The organism is Limnohabitans sp. Jir72, from assembly GCF_003063575.1.
Classification (GTDB): Bacteria; Pseudomonadota; Gammaproteobacteria; order Burkholderiales; family Burkholderiaceae_C; genus Limnohabitans_A.
Genome location: NZ_NESC01000008.1, coordinates 104,468 through 126,267, shown reverse-complemented (window position 1 = coordinate 126,267; position 21,800 = coordinate 104,468). Strand labels below are relative to the sequence as shown.

General features: G+C 58.3%; 22 protein-coding genes. 1 reads left to right on the top strand and 21 read right to left on the bottom strand.

Features of this window, described 5'->3' with window-relative positions; translation table 11 throughout:
- Positions 1-16: 16 nt before the first annotated feature.
- From B9Z52_RS12720 to B9Z52_RS12645, 16 genes are all read right to left on the bottom strand, one after another.
- Positions 17-202 (bottom strand): DUF2065 domain-containing protein, encoded by a 186-nt coding sequence (locus B9Z52_RS12720; protein ID WP_108414217.1) that lies wholly within the window; start codon positions 200-202, stop codon positions 17-19.
- A gap of 3 nt (positions 203-205) precedes the next feature.
- Positions 206-1,108, bottom strand: coding sequence for a protease modulator HflC (gene hflC, locus B9Z52_RS12715; protein ID WP_108414216.1), 903 nt, complete (start codon positions 1,106-1,108; stop codon positions 206-208).
- Positions 1,109-1,120: 12 nt separating this feature from the next.
- On the bottom strand, positions 1,121-2,491 hold the full coding sequence (hflK, locus tag B9Z52_RS12710) for an FtsH protease activity modulator HflK (protein WP_108414215.1): 1,371 nt from the start codon (positions 2,489-2,491) through the stop codon (positions 1,121-1,123).
- Between the two features lie 56 nt (positions 2,492-2,547).
- Positions 2,548-3,744 (bottom strand): GTPase HflX, encoded by a 1,197-nt coding sequence (gene hflX / locus B9Z52_RS12705; RefSeq protein ID WP_199222094.1) that lies wholly within the window; start codon positions 3,742-3,744, stop codon positions 2,548-2,550.
- Between the two features lie 33 nt (positions 3,745-3,777).
- On the bottom strand, positions 3,778-4,041 hold the full coding sequence (gene hfq, locus B9Z52_RS12700) for an RNA chaperone Hfq (protein ID WP_108322708.1): 264 nt from the start codon (positions 4,039-4,041) through the stop codon (positions 3,778-3,780).
- 69 nt (positions 4,042-4,110) lie between these two features.
- On the bottom strand, positions 4,111-5,451 hold the full coding sequence (gene der / locus B9Z52_RS12695) for a ribosome biogenesis GTPase Der (protein ID WP_108414214.1): 1,341 nt from the start codon (positions 5,449-5,451) through the stop codon (positions 4,111-4,113).
- 19 nt (positions 5,452-5,470) lie between these two features.
- On the bottom strand, positions 5,471-6,595 hold the full coding sequence (gene bamB, locus B9Z52_RS12690; RefSeq protein WP_108414291.1) for an outer membrane protein assembly factor BamB: 1,125 nt from the start codon (positions 6,593-6,595) through the stop codon (positions 5,471-5,473).
- Between the two features lie 8 nt (positions 6,596-6,603).
- Positions 6,604-7,275: a tetratricopeptide repeat protein gene (locus B9Z52_RS12685; protein ID WP_108414213.1), complete on the bottom strand. Its 672-nt coding sequence runs from the start codon at positions 7,273-7,275 to the stop codon at positions 6,604-6,606.
- Between the two features lie 24 nt (positions 7,276-7,299).
- Complete coding sequence (gene hisS / locus B9Z52_RS12680; protein WP_108414212.1) at positions 7,300-8,640, bottom strand: histidine--tRNA ligase; 1,341 nt, start codon at positions 8,638-8,640, stop codon at positions 7,300-7,302.
- Entirely contained in the window at positions 8,637-9,902 is a 1,266-nt protein-coding gene (gene ispG, locus B9Z52_RS12675) for a flavodoxin-dependent (E)-4-hydroxy-3-methylbut-2-enyl-diphosphate synthase (RefSeq protein ID WP_108414211.1), read from the bottom strand. The genes hisS and ispG overlap by 4 nt, the downstream gene beginning before the upstream one ends.
- Positions 9,899-10,822, bottom strand: coding sequence for a RodZ domain-containing protein (locus tag B9Z52_RS12670; protein ID WP_108414210.1), 924 nt, complete (start codon positions 10,820-10,822; stop codon positions 9,899-9,901). The genes ispG and B9Z52_RS12670 overlap by 4 nt, the downstream gene beginning before the upstream one ends.
- A 5-nt stretch (positions 10,823-10,827) precedes the next feature.
- Complete coding sequence (gene rlmN, locus B9Z52_RS12665) at positions 10,828-11,964, bottom strand: 23S rRNA (adenine(2503)-C(2))-methyltransferase RlmN (protein WP_108414209.1); 1,137 nt, start codon at positions 11,962-11,964, stop codon at positions 10,828-10,830.
- Between the two features lie 33 nt (positions 11,965-11,997).
- Positions 11,998-12,423 (bottom strand): nucleoside-diphosphate kinase, encoded by a 426-nt coding sequence (gene ndk, locus B9Z52_RS12660; protein ID WP_053176502.1) that lies wholly within the window; start codon positions 12,421-12,423, stop codon positions 11,998-12,000.
- A 124-nt stretch (positions 12,424-12,547) separates the two neighbouring features.
- The gene (locus B9Z52_RS12655; RefSeq protein WP_108414208.1) at positions 12,548-13,747 is read right to left on the bottom strand and encodes a pseudouridine synthase; all 1,200 of its coding nucleotides are present in this window, start codon (positions 13,745-13,747) and stop codon (positions 12,548-12,550) included.
- Complete coding sequence (gene scpB, locus B9Z52_RS12650) at positions 13,744-14,508, bottom strand: SMC-Scp complex subunit ScpB (RefSeq protein ID WP_108414207.1); 765 nt, start codon at positions 14,506-14,508, stop codon at positions 13,744-13,746. Before scpB ends, B9Z52_RS12655 begins: the two co-directional genes overlap by 4 nt.
- A 132-nt stretch (positions 14,509-14,640) precedes the next feature.
- Positions 14,641-15,687: an RluA family pseudouridine synthase gene (locus tag B9Z52_RS12645; RefSeq protein ID WP_369907916.1), complete on the bottom strand. Its 1,047-nt coding sequence runs from the start codon at positions 15,685-15,687 to the stop codon at positions 14,641-14,643.
- Positions 15,688-15,719: 32 nt separating this feature from the next.
- Here B9Z52_RS12645 and B9Z52_RS12640 point away from each other — a divergent pair, with 32 nt between their 5' ends.
- Positions 15,720-16,505 carry an outer membrane protein assembly factor BamD gene (locus tag B9Z52_RS12640; RefSeq protein WP_108414288.1) on the top strand — a complete coding sequence of 262 codons (786 nt, stop codon included), beginning with the start codon at positions 15,720-15,722 and terminating at the stop codon, positions 16,503-16,505.
- Here B9Z52_RS12640 and B9Z52_RS12635 read toward each other — a convergent pair.
- The 5 genes from B9Z52_RS12635 to lpdA all read right to left on the bottom strand — a co-directional run bounded on the left by B9Z52_RS12635 (position 16,474) and on the right by lpdA (position 21,752).
- Entirely contained in the window at positions 16,474-18,549 is a 2,076-nt protein-coding gene (locus B9Z52_RS12635; protein WP_369907919.1) for an ATP-dependent DNA helicase, read from the bottom strand. The genes B9Z52_RS12640 and B9Z52_RS12635 overlap by 32 nt on opposite strands.
- Before the next feature lie 20 nt (positions 18,550-18,569).
- Positions 18,570-18,788, bottom strand: coding sequence for a YdcH family protein (locus B9Z52_RS12630; RefSeq protein ID WP_369907915.1), 219 nt, complete (start codon positions 18,786-18,788; stop codon positions 18,570-18,572).
- Positions 18,785-19,117 (bottom strand): hypothetical protein, encoded by a 333-nt coding sequence (locus tag B9Z52_RS12625; RefSeq protein WP_108414205.1) that lies wholly within the window; start codon positions 19,115-19,117, stop codon positions 18,785-18,787. Before B9Z52_RS12625 ends, B9Z52_RS12630 begins: the two co-directional genes overlap by 4 nt.
- Complete coding sequence (gene zapE / locus B9Z52_RS12620) at positions 19,114-20,211, bottom strand: cell division protein ZapE (protein WP_108414204.1); 1,098 nt, start codon at positions 20,209-20,211, stop codon at positions 19,114-19,116. Before zapE ends, B9Z52_RS12625 begins: the two co-directional genes overlap by 4 nt.
- 113 nt (positions 20,212-20,324) lie before the next feature.
- The gene (gene lpdA / locus B9Z52_RS12615) at positions 20,325-21,752 is read right to left on the bottom strand and encodes a dihydrolipoyl dehydrogenase (RefSeq protein WP_108414203.1); all 1,428 of its coding nucleotides are present in this window, start codon (positions 21,750-21,752) and stop codon (positions 20,325-20,327) included.
- Positions 21,753-21,800: the final 48 nt, after the last annotated feature.

The following is a 21,800-nucleotide window of genomic DNA, read 5'->3' as shown; positions in this document are numbered from 1 at the left end:
TTTTCTGCCCAAGGCGTCAGGAAACCCACCAAAGCAGCATCAGGCCAGCAATGACCATGACCAATCCGAAAAACCGTATTTGCCCATCCTGCAACTGCAAAAGCTGCTCAAACAGGCGACGCCAACGCAATGGCGAGACCATGGGCATCAAGCCCTCCAGGATGAGCATGAGGCCCAGAGCCAACAGGAGGGTTTGACTCAAGCTTTACTTTCTGGGCGAAGTGCCCGCGCCGGCCGAGCTGCGCATGGCCTTGAAAAAGTCCGAGCTGGCCGGGTCCAACACCATCACGTCGGACTTGTTGGCAAACGTGGTTTTGTACGACTCCAGGCTGCGGTAGAACTGCGCAAACTGCGGGTCGCGGCCAAAGGACTCGGCATAAATGCGAGCAGCTTGGGCATCGCCCTGCCCTTTGATCTTTTGGGCTTCTCGGTACGCATTGGCGACGGTGACCTCGCGCTGGCGGTCGGCATCGGCACGGATTTTTTCGCCCTCAGCACCACCGGTGGAGCGCAACTCATTGGCCACGCGTTTGCGCTCGGCTTCCATGCGGCGGTAGACCGATTCGGTGATGGCATCCACATAGTCGGCGCGGCTGATGCGCACATCGACCACGTCCACGCCCCAAGGCTTGCTGCCCTTGACAACATCGAGCACAGCGCGCTTGACGTCTTCCATCAAGGCTTCGCGTTTGACGGACAACAGTTCTTTGACCGTATGCTTGTTGATCTCTTCCTGGAAGGCATTGCGCACCACACGGTTAAGCTGGTTGGCACCCGACTTTTCGTCCAGGCCCACATTGCGGATATACGCCTGCGGGTCGCTGATGCGCCAGCGCACATACCAGTCGATCACCACGCGCTGCTTTTCAGCCGTCAGCATGGGCTCGGTGTCGGGGCTGTCTAGGGTCAGCAACCGCTTGTCGATGTGCGTCACGTTTTGCAGCGGTGGCGGCAGTTTGAAGTGCAGACCGGGCTCGGTGATCACTTCCTTGATCTGCCCCAGGGCGTAAACCACGCCAAACTGACGCTGATCGACCACAAAAACAGTTGAGCTGATCAGTACAAAAGCCACGAAAAGGCTGGATATCCAAAATCCAATGCGGTTCATGTCGGGGCGTCCTTATCGTGGGTCGCGCTCGCGCGAGCGCAGGGCATCGCGTGAACGGCTGTCTGTTGAAGCGGCAGGTGACACCGGCGCGGCTGGCGCAGGGCTCTCGGTAGCCGCAGCGGGGGTCTGAGCGACTTGCTGCATGATTTTGTCCAGCGGCAAATACAACATGTTTGAGCCCTGTTTGCTGTCCACCAGCACCTTGGTCACGTTGCTGTAGATCTGCTGCATGGTGTCGGTGTAGAGGCGATCGCGCATGACCTGCGGTGCCTTTTGGTACTCGGGCAGGATGGACTTGAAGCGCTGCGCATCCCCTTCGGCTTGTGCCACGATTTTTTCGCGGTAAGCGTCGGCTTCTTCCTTCAGACGAGATGCGGCACCCACAGCGCGGGGGATCACATCGTTGGCGTAGGCCTGAGCTTCGTTTTTGGCGCGTTCGCGCTCCTGGCCTGCCTTGAGCACATCGTCAAATGCGGCTTGTACTTGCTCGGGCGGACGAACGCCGCCTTGCTGCAGGTTGATGCTCACCACTTCGATGCCGACCTTGTAGCGGTCGAGGATCGATTGCATCTTCTCGCGCACACGCGGCGCGATCTGATCTCGTTCTTCGGCCAGCGCTGAATCCATTTTCATTTTGCCCACGACTTCGCGCACAGCGGTTTCGGCCGACTGCACCACCGCTTCGGTGGGGTTCTTACTTTCGAACAAATAAGCACGGGCATCGTTCAGCCGGTACTGCACCGCGAATTTGATCTCAACGATGTTTTCGTCTTCGGTCAGCATGGCCGACTCGCGCAGGCCTGTGGCTTTGATCACCGTGTCACGGCCAATGTCAACCGATCGGATCTGCGACACATAAACCAGCTCGTGGCGCTGCACCGGGTAAGGCACACGCCAATTGAAACCTGCGCCTACAGTGGAGTGGTATTTGCCAAACTGGGTGATGACGGCTTGCTGACCTTCCTGGACGATGAAAAAGCCTGTGCCCAGCCAAACAAGCAAAGCAGCAGCAGCGATGACGCCCAAGCCCAGATTCTTCAAAAAGCCAGGCATCACAGGGCCACCAGAGTGCCCACCACCGCCCTGGGGACCCTGAGGGCCACCCTTGCCGCCAAACATCTGGCCGATCTTGCGGTTGAAGTCACGCCACAGCTCGTCCAGATCTGGTGGACCGCTTTGCGGGTTACCACGGCCTGGCGTATTGTGCGGCCAAGCCTCGGGCTTTTGCCCTGCAGGTGGTGGCGTGTCACTGGTCGGTTTGGACTCCGCATCACCCGATGACTTATCGCCATCGCGGCCCCAGCGGGGATCATTCAGATTGAACATGCCGCGGATCTTTGCAGGCAGCAAGGACCATCGCAGGGCTGGCAGTTGAAAATTCATGGTGAAGTGTCTTTGTCAGAATGACGAACCCGCATTGTGCCGAATTCAAAAGGCTTTCAGACCGGATCACCCGGATATTCCCGGGTCATGTCACGGGGATCTGCTATTTCAGCCACCACCGGTGGCAAGGCCGTTGTCACGATGCCCGACAAGGCCGTGCGCAACACGTCCAGGCCCTTGCCCGATTTGGCGCTCACGAACACACGAGGCACAGGCTGGCCATCGAGTTCATAACTGTCTTGCAGGTGCATGGGGTAGCGCTCGGCATCCAGCGCATCGAGCTTGTTGAACACCAACAATTGCGGCACCGTATCGGCACCGATCTCGGCCAGCACTTTTTGCACCTCGGCCATCTGCTCCGGGAAATCCGGGTTGGCCGCATCGACCACATGGAGCAACAGATCAGCTTCGGTGGCTTCTTGCAAGGTGGCCTGAAAGGCTTCCACCAAACCGTGCGGCAGATCACGGATGAAGCCTACCGTATCGGATAAGGACACAGAACGCCCGGCCTCGCCAAGGTACAGTTGGCGCGTGGTGGTGTCCAGCGTGGCAAACAACTGGTCAGCCGCATAGGCCCGCGCCTTGACCAAGGCATTGAACAAGGTGGACTTGCCCGCGTTGGTGTAGCCGACCAGGGAAATATTGAAGGTGTCGCGCCGCTCGCGCTGGCGCCGCTGGGTGTTGCGCTGTTTCTTGACTTTGCTCAGTCGCTCTTTGGTGCGTTTGATGGACTCGCCAATCATGCGGCGGTCCAGTTCGATTTGGGTCTCGCCCGGGCCGCCACGCAAACCGATACCGCCGGTTTGGCGCTCCAGGTGCGACCAGCGGCGCACCAGCCGGGTGCTCAGGTATTGCAGTTTGGCCAATTCAACTTGCAGCTTGCCCTCGTGGCTGCGGGCGCGCTGCGCGAAGATTTCCAGAATCAACAAGGTCCGGTCATTGACCGGCAGGCCCAAATGGCGCTCCAGATTGCGCTGCTGGGCCGGACTCAGGGCCTGGTCAAACAGGACCTCTTTGGCGCCATGCATCAAGGCCAACTCCTTGATTTCATCGGCCTTGCCACTGCCCACAAACAATGCGGGGTCAGGGGCTTTGCGTTTACACGTCAGGCGAGCCACAGGCTTGAGACCACCGGACTCGGCCAAAAGCCCGAGTTCTTGCAGCTCGGCATCAAAGTGCGGCAGCCCAAAGTCAACGCCGACCAATAAGGTCGGCGCGGGTTGGTTGAAGGATGTTTCGGACAATGTCAGCAAGCACCGGTGGCCCAATCAGGCCAACAGGGCAGATCAAGCAGTGATTTCGCCTTCGCCGGGCGTGTTGAAAGTCACAGAACGTCCGGGAACAATGGTCGAGATGGCGTGTTTGTAAACCATCTGGGTCACGGTGTTGCGCAACAAAACCACATACTGGTCAAACGATTCGATTTGGCCTTGCAGTTTGATGCCGTTGACCAGGTAAATCGAGACCGGCACATGCTCGCGGCGCAGTGCGTTCAAGAAGGGGTCTTGCAGAAGTTGGCCTTTGTTGCTCACGATATTCTCCGTGTTCAGAAGTTATAAAGAGTTGACCTTACCACAGGCTCGGTCGGGGCTTTTTTGGAAAAAACAAATCCACAAAAATCAAGCGGCATCTTTGTTGGCATAGGGATTATTGGCTGTTTTCATTTCAATACGCAGGGGCGTGCCCGACAAGTCAAAGGCCTTGCGGAAACGCCCCTCCAGAAAGCGCTTGTACGATTCCGTCACGTGCTCCAGCGAGTTGCCATGGATCACGATCACCGGCGGGTTCATGCCGCCTTGGTGGGCGTAACGCATTTTGGGTCGGAACATGCCACCGCGCTGTGGGCTTTGGAACTGCACAGCCTCCAAAAGCAAGCGGGTCAGGATCGGGGTGCTCATCTTGACCATGGCCGACTTGTGGGCCTTGATGATGGATGTCCAGACCGGACCCAGGCCCTGGCGCTTCTTGGCTGAGATGAAATGCATGTTGGCAAAGCTGAGGAAAGGCAGGCGCGTTTCAATCGAGCGTTGCACCAGTTGACGCTGGTATTCGTCCACTGCATCCCATTTGTTGACCGCTAAGACCATGGCACGGCCGCTTTCGAGGGCAAAGCCAGCGATGTGCGCGTCCTGATCGGTCACGCCCTGCTCAGCATCCAGCAAGAGCAAGACCACATTGGCCGACTCCACCGCTTGCAGGGTTTTGACGACTGAGAACTTCTCAATGGCTTCAAACACCTTGCCTTTGCGGCGCAGACCGGCCGTGTCGATCAACTCGAACTTCTGGCCATCGCGCTCGAAAGGCACGCTGATCGCATCACGCGTGGTGCCGGGCATGTCGAAAGCCACCAGACGCTCTTCACCCAGCCAGGTGTTGATCAGCGTGGATTTACCCACGTTGGGGCGCCCCGCCACCGCCAGCTTGATGATGGTTTTGTCTTCTTCGGTTTCTTCCGGGTCTTCAGGAAGGTTCAGTGGCTCCAGTGCCAGATCCACCAGGCCGCGAATGCCCTGTCCGTGCGCAGCCGAAATGGCCAACACTTCGCCCAAGCCAAGTTCATAAAACTCTGTGATCTGAATGCCTTCGAGCATGCCTTCGGCCTTGTTGGCCACCAGCAAACAAGGCTTACCCACTCTGCGCAGGTATTTGGCAATGTCGTGGTCTTGGGCCGACAGGCCACCACGTGCATCGACCACAAAAATCACCACATCGGCCTCAGCCACCGCTTGCTGCGTTTGCTTGGCCATTTCCTTGTAAATGCCGCTGCCGGCGTCGGGTTCAAAACCGCCGGTGTCGATCACGATGTATTCATGCTTGCCCTGCTTGCCCTGACCGTAATGACGGTCGCGGGTCAAGCCAGCAAAATCGGCCACGATGGCATCCCGGCTCTTGGTGAGTCGGTTGAACAGCGTGGATTTGCCCACATTGGGGCGGCCCACCAGGGCCAGTACAGGTTTCACTTAAAAATTTTCCGATCCATCATTCAGGGCGATATCCAAAAACGCCCCCGGTGCGTGTCACCACCACCAAAGTTTCATCTGCTAGCACAGGGCGACCCACAATCGCGCTGCCGTCGGTGCCGATCCGCTGAAGCAATTTGCCGTCTTGACGGGCCAGGAAATGCAGCACCCCATCGTCATCACCCAAGACAAGCGAGCGCTCCAGAACCAAAGGTGCTGACAAACCACGGAACCGCAAGGCGGTTTGAGTCCAGGCTACTTGACCATTTTCACGCTGCCAAGCAATGACCTTGCTGTCGGACTCAGCCCCAAAGACCCGTTGATCATCTCCCGCCAAACCTTCATGCCCTTGGGCAGAACGGGTCCATAAACTGCTACCGCGGCTGGCATCGATGCATGCGACCGTCGACTGGAAAGCTCGCGCACAAACTGTATTTCCCAAGCGATCAACACCGGCCACCAAGTCCACCAAGCGCTCAACTTCATTGGTGCCACGGGAATTGGCCAGCAGGGTTTCCCAGCGAACACTCCCCGTCATCGGATTCAAGGCCGCAAGACGTCCTCCCCAGCCCACCAGCAACGTATCGCCAAATGGCATGAGCAAGCCTGCCTGATTGAGCACCAAAGGCTCGCCTGCACGCTGTTGCATCCAGAGCTTCTGACCCGTAGCACCATCCAAAGCGGTCACGGACCGATCTGCATTCAAAACAAAAACACGCCCCCCTGCAACCAATGGCGGCGTCAAGGTCAGCGCTGTCAAAGCATAGCGCCAGATCACCTTGCCGTCTTCGATGGTGACCAGTTCGTTGCGACCGGTCACCACTGCAAAGCGTTGCCCATCACCACCAACACCGGCCTGAATCGCGTCTGACAATTTGACACGCCAAATGTCCTTGCCCGTCGCCGCATCCAGTAAAACCACTTGCCCTTGCGTCGACGCTACCGCCACACGGCCAGCATGGACTGATGCTCTCAAAGGCGTCGTGACTGGACCAATGGCGTTGGTCCAGACTTTTTTGACCACCATCTCGCCGCTCACTGCTGGCAAAGGTGCTGGTTTAGGTTTATCAGGCGAGCTCGAGCACGCTGCAAAAAAGGCAAGCGCACAGCAGGCACTCGACCACCGAAGCCATGTCTGTTGCATCAACAATTTCACTGTGCAATCCCTTTGACGGACGCGGCTTGAGGATCCACGCCCAAAGCATTGAGCTTGGCCTGAACCAAGCGACGGTATTCCACCGTGTCAGCCAGCAATTTCCAAGCTTGCTGATAAGCCTCAATCGCTTGTGCAGGTTGAGCTTGGGCTTGGAAAACATCACCGCGCAAGTCAGCAGCCAAACCCGCCATCGAAGGCGTGAACTCTGCGCCCAACTGTTTGAGCGCCTCATCGTAAGACTTGGCATCCAGCTGCAAACCTGCCAAACGCAAGCGGGCCACATCACGGTACGCCAGATCGCTGGCAGACTCGATCACGCTGGTCAATGCAGCGCGTGCCGCCTCAGATTTGCCTTGCGCTTGTAAATTTTTCGCAACCAACAAGGCCGCGTGCTGCACAAACTGCGTACCGCCAAACTTGTCTTTCATGTCCGCAAAACTGCGCTCCACACGGGAAGCGTCGCCTGACTCTATAGCGCGTTCGACTTCATCGTACATGGCAGAGGCCTTGACAGCCTGGCTGCGCTGCCAATAGTTGTAGCCGTTCCAAGCGGCGTAGCCACTTAAAACCACGATCAGCAACCAGGAAATCAGGTTGCCATAGGTCTTCCAGAAATGCTTGATCTGGTCGAGTTGTTCTTGTTCTTCGAGGTCGAGTGGGGTGGCCATGGTGTGTTGATTGCTGTGGTCGCTTCAAAGGGTGGATTGTAGGCTGTGGGCCCAAGTGACAACGGTGTCCAAAGACTCGGTGCGTTGGACACCTGCCCCGTCGCGCAACGATTTAACCGCCACCAGCCCCTGCGCCAGTTCGTCGGCTCCGAAAATCAGAGCAAAACGAGCGCCAGAGCTGTCGGCCTTTTTAAATTGAGACTTGAAGCTGCCCATGCCTTCACCACTGCCCGCATGCATTTGGGCAGACACGCCGCAGGCGCGCAAGGCCTGCAGCAACTGCATGGCCACCGGCAATGCGGCGGTTTCGGGGATGATGGCGTACACATCGGGGGTCAAGTCGGGCAAGGCCTCACCCTGCTCCTTGATGAGTTCGAGCACACGCTCCACACCCAGGGCCCACCCAACGGCGGGCGAAGACTTGCCGCCAATTTGTTCGATCAGGTAGTCATAACGACCGCCACCGCAGATCGTGCCCTGCGAGCCAAGGCTGGTGGTGATGAACTCGAACACCGTGAGGTTGTAGTAATCCATACCGCGCACCAGGCGCGGGTTGATGCTGTAGGCCACGCCGTTGGCATCCAAGATGGCCTTGACCGCGTTGAAATGGGCCAAAGAGGATTCACCCAAAAAGTCGAGCAAACGGGGCGCTGCCTCGACAACGCTTTGCATGTCAGGGTTCTTGGTGTCCAGAATGCGCAGCGGGTTGCTGTGCAAGCGGCGTTTGGCTTCTTCGTCGAGCACATCGCTGTGTTTTTCGAGGTGGGCGATCAGCGCGGCGCGGTGGGCCTGGCGCTCGGCAGGCTGGCCCAAGCTGTTGAGTTCAAGTCGCACGTCTTTCAGGCCCAACACCTTCCACAGGTCATTGGCCAGCAAAATCAATTCGGCGTCGACCTCAGGGCCACCAAAACCCAACACCTCGGCACCGATCTGGTGGAACTGGCGGTAGCGGCCACGCTGCGGCCGCTCGTGACGGAACATCGGACCCATGTAGTACAGGCGCTTGCCGCCTTCGTAGAGCAGGTTGTGCTCGACGACGGAACGTACCAAACCTGCCGTGCCTTCGGGGCGCAAAGTCAGTTGTTCGCCGTTGAGGCGGTCTTCAAAGGAGTACATCTCCTTTTCGACGATGTCGGTCACCTCACCCAGGCCGCGCACGAACAAAGCGGTCGGCTCGACGATGGGCAAGCGCACATTGCGGTAGGCATAACGTGCCATCAAAGTGCGCACCTGGCCCTCGAGCCACTCCCATCGTGCGGAGTCCGGAGGCAGGATGTCGTTCATGCCCTTGACGCCCACCAATTTTTGGGGCTTTGCGGCCTTTTCGGCTTTCTGGGGGACGTTTTCTTTCAGCGCTTCGCTCATTTTTGTTCTGCAGATCCGGAACCAAAACGGTTCTCAATGTAGTTTTCAACCAGCACCTGAAACTCTTGCGCAATGCCTTCGCCACGCAGGGTCAGTCGCTTTTCACCGTCGATGAACACAGGTGCGGCGGGGGCTTCGCCGGTGCCAGGCAAGCTGATGCCGATGTCGGCATGCTTGCTCTCGCCGGGGCCGTTGACGATGCAACCCATGACGGCCACCTTGAGTTTTTCCACGCCGGGGTAGCGCGCACGCCACACAGGCATTTGAGCGCGCAGGAAGTCGTCGATTTGTTTGGCCAGCTCTTGGAAGGTGCTGCTGGTCGTGCGGCCACAACCAGGGCAAGCGGTCACGCTGGGCACAAAAATGCGCAGGCCAAGTGATTGCAAAATTTCAGAGGCAATTACCACCTCCTGCGTGCGGGCTTCACCGGGCTGGGGCGTCAGTGACACACGTATGGTGTCGCCGATACCCTCTTGCAACAAAATAGACAAGGCCGTGGCCGATGCCACCGTGCCCTTGGTGGCCATGCCCGCCTCTGTCAGGCCCAAATGCAAAGGGTAGTCACAGCGACGGCCCAACTCGCGGTACACAGAAATCAGATCCTGCACGCCCGAGACCTTGCACGACAAGGCGATCTGGGCACCGTTCATGCCCATGGCCTCAGCACGCTGGGCCGATGAAATGGCCGAGCTGATCAAGGCTTCGTACATGACCTGACGCGCTTCCCATGGCTGGGCGCGCTGGCTGTTTTCGTCCATCAACTGAGCCAACAACTCCTGGTCGAGACTGCCCCAGTTCACACCGATGCGGATGGCTTTGTCATAGCGCATGGCCGCTTCGATCATCTGACCGAACTGAACATCGCGCTTGTCGCCCTTGCCCACGTTGCCGGGGTTGATGCGGTACTTGGACAACGCCTGTGCACACGCTGGGTAGTCGGTCAGCAAACGGTGGCCGTTGTAATGGAAGTCACCGATCAACGGCACGTCAACACCCATTTTGTCGAGCTGGTCGCGGATGTGCGGCACGGCCTCGGCTGCCTCGGGCGTGTTCACGGTGATCCGCACCATTTCAGAACCAGCAAGCGCCAGTTCTTTGACTTGGATGGCCGTGCCAATCACGTCCACCGTGTCAGTGTTGGTCATGGACTGGACACGCACCGGTGCGCCGCCACCGACAGTGATCACGCGGGAGCCCCAAACCACACGGGACTGTCGACTGGTGCGACTGAGCGGAGCCGCTATGGCAATGGAGGAGCTCATTCATTCACCTCAAAACGTGCAACAGTAACCTTGGTGTGCGCAGTCAGATCAAAGGGCTTACCCTGATAAGTCACTTTCACTGCATCAGCGCGCCCAATCACGACTCGCATGGGCAGCGGGAACTGCGCCTGTGCGCTTTCGCCTGCGCGCACCAAGCGGCTCCACAAGACTTGGTTCTTGCTGTCACGAATTTCAATCCAACTGTCCTGGTTTGCGATAAAACCCAATACAGCGCCATTGGACGATGCGGGGGCTGTCAATGGTTTGGCGAGTACAGCAGCCACAGAAGCAGCAGGCTGAGCAACCAGCGCAGAGACAGGCTCTGTCTGGGGCACCACGGCAGAAGCAGGCTCAATCGCAGGCAATTGTGTTTCGGCCAGTGTTACACCCGATGCCTGCGATGCAGGCACAGAAGCTTCGGATGCAACAGGTTTTACAGGCCTGGGCTGCAACCATGTCCAAGTCGAAGGGGATGGCATCCAGAGCAAGGCTGCAGTCAAAGCCAGCATCAAAGCCGCAATGCCCAAGGTTTGGCGTGGCAGGACACTCAAGAATGCCTTGATGTCAGGACGCCAACTCCTCGCAGACTGCATGGGCGCTATGCTGTCTTGGCGCAGTTGGATCTGACCTGGGGCCTTTGGCAACAACGCCAGAACAGGCGCAGGATCCATTTGCAATTGTCGGCACACGCTGGATGCCAGGGCGCGAATAAACACAGGGCCCTTGAATGGATCGTGCTGATCTGACTCCAGCGCTTCCAGTTGGCGAACGGGCACTTTCAAAGCAACCGACAAAACCGCCAAATGCAAGCCCAACTTTTGACGGGCTGTGCGGATCAATTGACCGGCCGTGAGTGCTGGCAGCTTGTCAGTCAACGTAGACTGGGGCGTTAGAGTCTCTGCAAGGGTGTTGTCGGTCATTGCAATCAGGTGTTGGAAACAGTCGGTACAGGCACCAAGACGATGGTGCGCTGCTGCGCAATACGGTTTTGCACTTGCGTGCGGTCTTTTACGTCCCCGGCCAATTGCCCGCAAGCCGCATCGATGTCATCACCCCGCGTTTTGCGAACGGTCGTGACAAGCCCGGCGTCTTGCAGCGACTTGGCAAACGCCTGAACGCGCGCATAAGGCGATCGCAGTAAACCCGATGCAGGAAAAGGGTTGAAAGGAATCAAATTGAATTTACAGCGCAAGCCATGACGTGCGTGCTTTTGCACCAAGTCTATCAATTGTTCAGCATGTTCGGGCTGATCGTTGACGCCGTCGAGCATGCAGTATTCAAAGGTGATGAAGTCACGGGGTGCGTGCGCCAAATAAGCGATGCACGCTTGCATGAGTTCATCCAATGGGTATTTGCGGTTGAGCGGCACCAAGTTGTCGCGCAAAGCGTCATTGGGCGCATGCAGCGATACCGCCAAGGCCACTGGACAATCGGCCGACAGACGCTCGATCATGGGCACCACACCCGAAGTGGACACCGTCACACGGCGGCGCGACAAGCCGTAGCCATGGTCATCCAGCATGGTGCGCAAGGCGGGCACCAGGGCCGAATAGTTTTGCAAAGGCTCGCCCATGCCCATCATCACCACATTGGAGATGACGCGGTCATCGGTGTTCAGGTGCTTGCGCAGAAAATGTTCAGCAAACCACAGCTGCGCCAGAATTTCGCCGGTCGTCAAATTGCGGCTGAAGCCTTGATGCCCTGTGGAGCAGAATCGGCAGCCCACGGCACATCCGGCTTGGGAGGACACGCACAAGGTGCCCCGGTCGTCTTCGGGAATGAAAACCGATTCGATGGCATTGCCATCGCCGACGTCAAACAACCATTTGATGGTGCCGTCGGCAGAAATGTGTTGACTGATCACGGGCAGCGCTGAAACGTGCGCGTGAGATTTGAGCTTCTGACGCAAGGACTTGGCCAAATCGCTCATCTGATCGAAATCAGAGGCGCCCCGCTGGTGAATCCAGCGGAACAACTGGGTGGCGCGAAAGCGCTTTTCGCCCAATCCGTCACAAAAAACGGCCAGACCTTCCAAATCAAATTCGAGAAGGTTGGCCGTCATAGGGATACGGGTCGCGCTGGAGCCGCGACGCGATCAGCGTGCGTAAACGTTCATGCCGGGGAAGAAAAAGGCAACTTCAGCGGCAGCGGTTTCAGGGGCGTCAGAGCCGTGCACGGCGTTGGCATCAATGCTGTCAGCAAAGTCAGCGCGGATGGTGCCTGCGTCGGCCTTCTTAGGGTCGGTAGCGCCCATCAGATCACGGTTTTTGGCGATGGCGTTCTCGCCTTGCAGGGCTTGAATCATCACGGGGCCGGAGATCATGAAGTCCACCAAGTCCTTGAAGAATGGACGTGCGCTGTGCACAGCATAGAACTGCTCGGCTTCGCCGCGCGAGAGGTGAGCCATCTTGGCGGCGACCACTTTCAGGCCAGCTGCTTCGAAACGAGCGTAGATTTGGCCAATGACGTTCTTGGCGACTGCGTCGGGTTTGATGATGGAGAGAGTGCGTTCGATGGCCATGGTAATTCCTCTGACAGAGTGTTTTTAAAGCATTTTTGCCGTATGGCAAAGCCCCTTATTCTAACCTGAGCAGACCGGCTATTGCCCCCATCCACGGACAAGGGCTCACAGGAGAATCGGTTTTTCAGCGGCTACCGCCGCGCCCACCCCGGCCTGGGCCGACCGGATTGCGCTTGAGGCGGTTGAAGCTTTCTGCACCAATCAAAGCTTGCGAGGTCTTCACTGGCTCAGGCTGAGTCCCTGCCCCGCCCTGTCCCGATTTGGGTACGGGCTTGGCCCGTGGCACTGCCGTGCCCGCCTTGCCGCCACCGCCAGTGCGAGGACGGCGATCGTTGCGGTTGGTGCGGGAAACCGGCCTCTCGGTCACGGGACGAGGACGCTCCGTGGTGCCTGCAGCGCGCATCAAGGAGCCGATATCGGCCTCATCCAGTTCCAACCAAGCGCCCCGACGCAGGCCATGCGGCAGGACCATGGCACCATAACGGATACGAATCAGGCGACTGACGGCATGGCCTACGGCCTCCATCATTCGGCGCACTTCACGGTTGCGGCCTTCGGAAATGGTGACGCGGTACCAGCAGTTGGAGCCTTCACCACCACCGTCTTCGATGGAGCCGAACTGAGCCGGGCCATCGTCGAGCATCACGCCATCCAGTAGGCGTTGTTTTTCGTCTTTGCTCAAGGCACCCAGCACACGAACAGCGTACTCGCGCTCCAAGCCAAAACGCGGATGCATCAACTGGTTGGCCAATTCACCCGAGCTGGTCAAGAGCAAAAGACCTTCGGTATTGAGGTCCAGACGGCCCACCGACTGCCATTTGCCGTTCATCAAACGCGGCAACTTGCGAAAGACCGAAGGGCGGTTTTGAGGGTCATCATGGCTGACGATCTCACCTGCGGGCTTGTGGTAGGCGATCACACGTGCAGGCGGCGGATCGATCCGGATGCGCAGAGGTTTGTCATTGACCTTGATCTGGTCGCCGTACTGAACGCGCTGCCCCACGTGGGCCGCTTCGTTGTTGACAGCCACTCGGCCTTCGGCGATCAGCTTTTCCATCTCAAGGCGCGAACCCAATCCGGCCTGGGCCAGCACTTTGTGCAGCTTGGGGGAATCGGCTTCCGGCGCAAGCACACGCTTGCCCAGCTCAGCAGCCTCTGGCAATGGGGCTTGGTCTTCCTCGTCAAACTGACCCGACACCACATCGGACAGCTCGATCGGCTTGTAAGCCCGCTCAGGGTCAAACATGGACTTGGGCTTACGGGACTGGCTGCGCGGGCCAGATGGTTTTGACGAACGCGCGTCGTCTTGGGTGTGATCGGTCATAGATTGGAAGGTTCTTCGCCGTGCGAAAAGGGTGAAATTGACGTGTTGGGCACGGCGGAAAGGGGCTGTACTGGTTCAGCACAAGCCTCGGAAACATCGTCTGGCAAAACCGCCAAAGCCAAGGCGTCTTGAGGGTCAGTAGACTCGGTGGACGCTACGAAAGGAAACGCCTGCAAGGCGTCCTCCAGGGCCAAGGCCGGTTGCACCGGCAGTTCATCAACCAGTCGCGTCAAGGCCGTTGCGGGGGAGCCCGCTTGCGCCAACAAAGGCAGCTGATTGAGCGAGGCCAGACCCAGGTCGTCTAGGAACTGGCGTGTGGTGGCATACAGACCGGGACGGCCCACCGTTTCGCGGTGTCCAATCACTTCAACCCAGCCCCGATCTTCCAGTTGTTTGAGAATTTGCGAGTTGATCGTCACGCCGCGGATGTCCTCCATATCGCCCCGGGTGACCGGTTGACGGTAAGCGATGATGGCCAGGGTTTCAAGGGCCGCACGCGTGTATTTGGGCGGTTTTTCCGGGTGCAGGCGTTCCAAGTATTCGCGCATTTCGGGGCGGCTCTGGAAGCGCCAGCCACTGGCCACGGCCACCAGATCCAGTCCGCGTTGAGCCCAATCGAGTTCAAGGTCTTGCAGCAATTGCCGCAGGGTGTCGGCCCCGAGCGCATCGCCAAACAGAACGCGCATGTCGCGCAATGACAAAGGCTGGCCTGCCGTGAGCAAGGCCGTTTCTAGGACACGCTTGGCTTGCGCCATATTCATGGTGTCAATCTTTCGGGAAAAAGACGCCTCACGGCGTCGAAAGTGCAGAGATGATGGCCATGTTGGCCACCGCGTTCTGAGAGCTTGGGCAAAACTGCCCACTCTGGATTTGCTCAAACCGGCGTTGCCGACTCATGCTCCCTGTGTAGGCTCATTGTAACTGAGGCCCAAATCGGCCAAAGCGCGCGCCATGTCAACGGGTAAGGCAATGCGCAGGTCAATGGCCTTGCCTGTGATCGGGTGCTCGAACGCCAGATGCCAGGCGTGCAAGGCCTGCCGCGTCATGCCGCCCAAAGGTGCGCCACCGTAAACCGCATCGGCCAGCAAGGGATGACCCAAATGCGCCATATGAACCCGGATCTGGTGGGTGCGCCCAGTGTGCAAAGTGCACTGCACCAGACAGACCCGATCAGCCTGATCAAGCAAGTCGATGGTCGTCGCTGCCGTTTTGCCGGACTGGTGTGTCAAATCCACCACCGCCATGCGCAAACGGTTCGCTGGATCACGCCCAATGGGCGCATCGATGGTGCGCAGCGAAGGCCCCGTCCAGGCCTTGTGGGCCAAGGCGAGGTACTGGCGGTGCACCTCCCGCGCCGCAATTTTTTGCACCAAGGCATCCATGGCCTGACGCGTGCGAGCTACGACCATCAGGCCACTGGTGTCCTTGTCCAGTCGGTGCACGATACCAGCGCGTGGCACATCTGCCGCCATGGGGTCCAGGGCCAGCAAACCATTGAGCAGTGTGCCCTGCCAATTGCCCGGCGCAGGATGTACCACCAGACCTGCGGGCTTGTGGATCACACGCAAATGCGCATCCTCGTAGACCACATCAATGGGCATGACCTCTGGCACAAAAGCCCGGGACTGGGGTGTGGCGCGCAGCGTGACTTGAACAGCATGGCCCAAGCGCACTTTGGACGATGCCTTTGTGGTCACGCGCCCATCGACCAGAACATCGCCTTGCTCGATCAGTTGCTGCAGGTAATTGCGCGAAAACTCAGGCACCAGTTGCGCCAGCGCACGGTCCAAGCGTTGCCCATGCAAAGCCACAGGCACCTGACTTTGGCGAACCTCTTCCTCAGCAGCGTCACTGACTTGTAAAACATCGTCTTGAGCCAAGGCCTCAGACACGTCGATTTCGGGGGGGCTCGATATAATCAATTCGATTGAACAGTTCAAGGATGTCAGAGATGCAAAGCAACAGATTATCGATGGTTCCAGCCGGCTTGGTGTTGGCAACGGGCCTGATGCTGGCTGCATGCTCCAACACGCCCAAAGACATCACCGTGGGCTGGTCTCCCGAAAAAATTTACAGCCAAGCCAAAGATGAAGCCGACAACGGCGCATGGGACAAGGCCATTGGCCTGTTTGAAAAGCTTGAAGGTCGGGCTGCAGGCACGGTGTTGGCACAACAAGCCCAAATTGACAAGGCTTTTGCACAATACAAAACCGGAGAAAAGGTCCAGGCGGCAGCCACGCTGGACCGCTTCATCCGACTGCACCCCACCAGTCCAGCCGTGGACTACGCGCTGTACCTCAAGGGCTTGGTGAATTTCAATGACAACCTGGGCCTGTTTTCGTCCATCATCAACCAAGATCTGTCCGAACGTGATCAGAAAGCCGCCAAGGATTCCTATGAATCTTTCCGGGAATTGACCTTGCGGTTTCCTGAGTCCAAATACAGCCCCGAAGCTCGCCAGCGCATGACGTACATCGTCAACTCCCTGGCGTCCTACGAAGTCCATGTGGCACGTTATTACGCCAGTCGTGGTGCCCACGTTGCTGCCATCAACCGGGCCCAGCAAGCCATTGCAGACTACCCAGGTGTTCCTGCCAGCGAAGAAGCTTTGGCCATTTTGGTCAGTGCTTACGATGCCATGGGCATTGACTCTCTGCGCGATGATGCCAAGCGGGTGCTGGAAAAGAATTTCCCGAAATCAGCTTATCTTCAAGGCTCAGGCCTGACTAAATCGAAGAACTGGTGGCGTTTTTGGTGAGTTCTGCCACGGCGTCCACAAACGCCTGGTGATCACTCAGGCGGCGCATGGGCGGCAAGCCCCTGACCAATCTGCGGCCATAAGACATGCTGCTCAGTCGGCTGTCGCACACCACCAATATGCCCTGATCGCTCTCACTGCGGATCAAGCGCCCAGCCCCTTGCTTGAGAGTCACGGCAGCTTCGGGTAAAGCATGATCGGCGAATGCACTGCCGCCTTCTCGAGTGATGCGTTGGCTGCGTGCCTCAAACAGCGGATCACCCGGCGGAGGGAAGGGCAATTTGTCGATCACCACCAGCTGCAATGCCTCGCCAGGTACGTCAAACCCCTCCCAAAAAGAAGCAGAAGCCACCAGAATGCACCCGGCACGCCCTTCACTGGCCCCTTCTCGAAAACGCTCCATCAAGCGGCGTTTGGGGCTCTGGCCTTGAACCAGCACCTCGATATGGATGCTGCCATCCAGGCGCGACTGCAAATGCTCGCCAATGCTGCGCATGGCGTTCAAGGTGGTGGTCAAAACCAAGGTGCGGCCGCCCAAGGCAGTCACGGCCTCGGTGACCAGCTGCGCCACATGCTGCACATGGGAGGGATCGCCAGGCTTGGGGAAATGTTCAGGCACATACAGGCAAGCTTGCGATGCATAGTCAAAGGGACTGCTGACCTGAAGGACACGGGCCGATGTCAGGCCGCAGGGCTGGGTAAACCAGCGCAAACTCGGTTCATCACCCAAAGTGGCCGAGGTGAAGATCCATGCTTTTTGACCAATACCCCCCTCACCTGTCCGCTGCCCAGCTGATGCATCGCTGTCCATGGGCGTGGTGAATGGTAAATCGGCAAGCTGTTCATTGGGCTCAGGCGTGACCGCCACCGGTGATTGCGTCAGCTTGATAAAGGCATTGGCAATGTCCAGGGGCGACTCGACCATGCGCAGTTGCGCGCTGACTTCCAGCCAACGGACCCCTTCGGGATTGGGAACATCCGAAAAGATCGCCACGCGCTGCACCAACTCACGTGTCCGGTCGCCTAGGCGTTGAAAGTCCGGTGCCAACTCGGCCACCATGTCCAGGCCATCGCGCAAGGCCTCAAGGGCCTGCGTCAGCACCCGCATCGCTTGCAGCCACTCGCCCGGTTCCACGCCTTCGGGCAAAGCGTCTGTCCAACGCAGGCGAACGGCCCCGCGGTGCATGCCAGCGGCCAAACGCAAGTCACGCGACGCTTTTTCCAGCTGGCTGCTCAAAACCTGCCAATCCACCAGCCCTCGCGCCAATTGCAAGCCTGTGGCCAACACGTCACGAGACAGTTCCAGCAATTGCACCGTGGACAACTGTTGTCCCAGAAAATTGACACCAATTTCGTTGAGCTGGTGCGCCTCATCAAACACCGTGACACGCACCGTGGGCAAGAGCTCGGCAACGCCGGATTCGCGCACCGCCACGTCGGCGAAAAACAAATGGTGGTTGATCACCACCACGTCCGAGGCCATGGCCTCTTTGCGCGCCAAGTTCACATGGCAAGCCTTGTAACGCGGACAGGATGAGCCCAGACAATTGTCTCGCGTAGAGGTCACCAGCGGCCACAAGGATGACCGCTCATCCAGGCCCGGCAGCTCGGCCATGTCGCCGGTGCGGGTGGACTGGGCCCAGACCTCGATCTTGGCCAAAGCACGTTGAGCGCCGGGCTGCTCCGACTCCGGGTTGTGACGTGCCTGCTCCATGCGGTGCAGACACAAGTAATTCGAACGTCCTTTGAGCAATGCCACACGAATGGGCAAACCCAGCACATCCACCAGACGGGGAATGTCACGCGAAAACAGCTGGTCTTGCAAGGCTTTGGTGGCCGTGGAGATCAAGGCGCGCTGCCCACTGAGCAGCACAGGCACCAAGTAAGCATAGGTCTTGCCCACACCGGTGCCGGCCTCGACCACCAGCTGGCCACCTTCTTCGATGGTCTCGCTGACCGCCAAGGCCATGTCGGTCTGACCTTCACGGGGATGAAAGCCGGCAATGGCTTGCGCCAAAGTGCCCTGGCCTGACAAGGTCTGCATCACCTTTTGCGAGAGCAGACTCAAGCGGGCTCCTTGGGGTCCAGCATGGCTTGCAGGTGGACCATCTGATCACGCAAAGCCAAGCGGCGCTTTTTCAATCTGCGCAAACTCAATTCATCGAGAGACTGTGCGAACGCGCTGGCCTGATCGATCAGCGCGTCCAGATCGGCGTGCTCAATTCGCAGCCCGATCAATCGCCGCTGTGGCGAGCGCAAATCTTCAAACAGGGCATCCATCATGGCTTAGCTGTGCTTTCAGATGGCTTATTTTTCAAGCGTTCATCGCGTTGCTGCGTGCGCCATTGACGCTCCCGATCATTGAGCGCCAGTTCAGCTTGGCGAATGGGCTGCAGATCTGTACGGCGGATGCGGCGAGCCTGGATGATGCAATTGTTGACGGCAAACTTTTGCCAGCAGTCTTGCGACCGCTCTTCAAAAACATCCAACACCCTCTGGCGCTGCGCCGCCAAGTCCTCCCGCTCTTTGGCGATCACGGCAGACGTGTCAGCAGCCGTTTGTGCCAACGCACAAGCGCTGGCGCACCACAAGACAAGAAAAAATTTCTTCATGTCAATTGCGTGTCCACAGTGCGATGCTCCAGCGCTAGGAATTCACTGGACTGCATCTCGTGAAGCCGCGAGATGGTGCGAGGGAACTCGTGCGACATCGGTCCTTGCAAGTAAAGCGCCTCAGGCCCCACAGCGGCCGACAGGATCAGTTTGACCCGGCGGTCGTACAGCACATCGATGAGCCAAGTAAAACGGCGCGCCTCGGACGCCATGCTCACGGGCATCTGCGGCACATTGCTCAGCAAGACCGTGTGGAACTGGGTGGCGATTTCGAGGTAATCGTTTTGCGAGCGTGGACCACCACAAATGGCCATGAAATCGAACCAAACCACATCGCCAGAGCGGCGACGCGACTGGATCTTGCGCGATTCAATGTGCAGCACAGGGTCTTCGTCCGGGCCGGTGGCCAGGCGGTTGAAGGCGTCTTGCATTTCGGCATCGGCGTGCGCTCCCAAGGGCGAGTGGTACAACTTGACCATCTCCAGTGTGCGGCGACGGTAATCGGTGCCGTTGTCCACGTTCAGCACGTTCATCCGTTGGTTCAGCAAGGCAATGGCGGGCAGAATGCGGTCGCGGTGCAAACCGTTCGGGTACAAACCATCGGGCATGAAGTTGGACGTGGTCACAAAGCCCACGCCATTGTCGAACAGAGCCACCAGCAAACGGTGCAGGATCATCGCATCGGTGATGTCCGCCACGTGAAATTCGTCAAAGCAAATCAAGCGATAGCGCTTGGCCATTTTCTTGCCCAGCACATCCAAGGGGTTGACCGTGCCTTGGATAGCCGTCAGTTCGCGGTGCACCTCTCGCATGAACTCGTGAAAGTGCAAGCGGGTTTTGCGTTTGATCGGGACGGCTTCGTAAAAGCAGTCCATCAGGAAACTTTTGCCGCGACCTACCCCGCCAAACATGTAAACCCCCTTCGGGATTTCGGGACGGTTGATCAGCTTTTTTAAAGCATTGGAACGTTTGGCGCGGTAGGCCGCCCAATCGCTGGCGCATTGTTCCAGCGCCTCGATGGCGCGCAATTGAGCAGGATCGCTCTGAAAGCCGCGTTTGCGGAGTTCTTCTTCGTAAACAGCACGAACAGACATGGGCGGATCGATCTTCGACTACAAAACAAAACCCGGGACAAAGCCCGGGTTTTCAGGGATTCAGAACTTTAACCCAACTCGCCGCCCAACACAGCATGCGGCGACGCAAGGGCTTAGAAGTTCAAGGTGCGCTTGTCCACAGCCAAAGCGGCCTCTTTCGTCGCTTCGCTCAAGCTGGGGTGAGCATGGCAAATGCGGGCAATGTCTTCTGCGCTGGCGCGGAATTCCATGGCCACCACAGCTTCAGAAATCAACTCCGACACCTGTGGGCCCACCATGTGCACACCCAAGATTTCGTCGGTCGTGGCATCGGCCAAGAACTTCACCATGCCGGTGGTGTCACCCAATGCGCGTGCACGGCCGTTCGCGAGGAACGGGAATGTGCCCGCTTTGTACGCCACGCCGTCGGCCTTGAGCTGCTGCTCTGTGCGACCCACCCAAGCGATTTCGGGGCTGGTGTAGATGACCCAAGGAATGGTGTTGAAGTTGACGTGACCGTGTTGGCCAGCGATGCGCTCGGCCACGGCAACGCCTTCTTCTTCGGCTTTGTGCGCGAGCATCGGGCCACGCACCACATCACCCACCGCCCAGACGCCAGGCACATTGGTTTTGCAATCACCGTCCACCACAATGGCGCCGCGCTCGTCGAGCTGCAGGCCAATGGCTTCAGGGTTCAAACCAATCGTGTTGGCCACGCGACCGATGGAGATGATGAGCTTGTCAGCATCCAACACAACCGCTTCGCCTTTGGCGTTGGTGTAATTGACGGTCACACCCTTCTTGCCATTGACGATCTCGCCGACTTTCACGCCGAGTTCGATCTTCAAGCCTTGCTTGTCAAACGCCTTCTTGGCTTCTTTGGCGATTTGTTCGTCCACAGCGCCGAGGAATGTAGGCAGACCTTCGAGGATGGTCACGTCAGCGCCGAGACGACGCCAGACAGAACCCATCTCCAAACCGATCACGCCGGAGCCGATCAGGGCCAGCTTCTTGGGCACAGCACCCAAGCGCAAAGCGCCGTCGTTGGACAAGACGTTGACTTCGTCAAACGGTGTGCCGGGCAAGGCACGGGCGTTGGAGCCTGTAGCGATGATGACTTGCTTGGCGGTGATGGCCTCTTCGGTCTTGCCAGCCACGTTGATGGTGTAACCGCCTTCGGCCTTGCCAGCAAAGCTGCCGCGACCGTGGAAGAAGGTGACCTTGTTTTTCTTGAACAAGTACAAGATGCCATCGTTGTTTTGCTTCACAACGTTGTCCTTGCGCGCAATCATCTTGGCCACGTCCATCTTCACGCCGGTGGCGCTGATGCCGTGTTCTGCAAAGTGGTGGTTGGCATGGTCAAAGTGTTCGCTGGACTGCAGCAAAGCCTTGGAGGGGATGCAACCCACGTTGGTGCATGTGCCGCCAGGGGCTGGACCACCGGCTGCGTTTTTCCACTCGTCGATACAAGCGACTTGGAAACCGAGTTGGGCAGCACGAATGGCTGCGATGTAGCCACCGGGGCCACCGCCGATGACGACGACGTCGAATTGTTTGCTCATGGTATTTGTCTTATGGATGAAAAACGCCCCCTGGGCAGGGGGCATTCA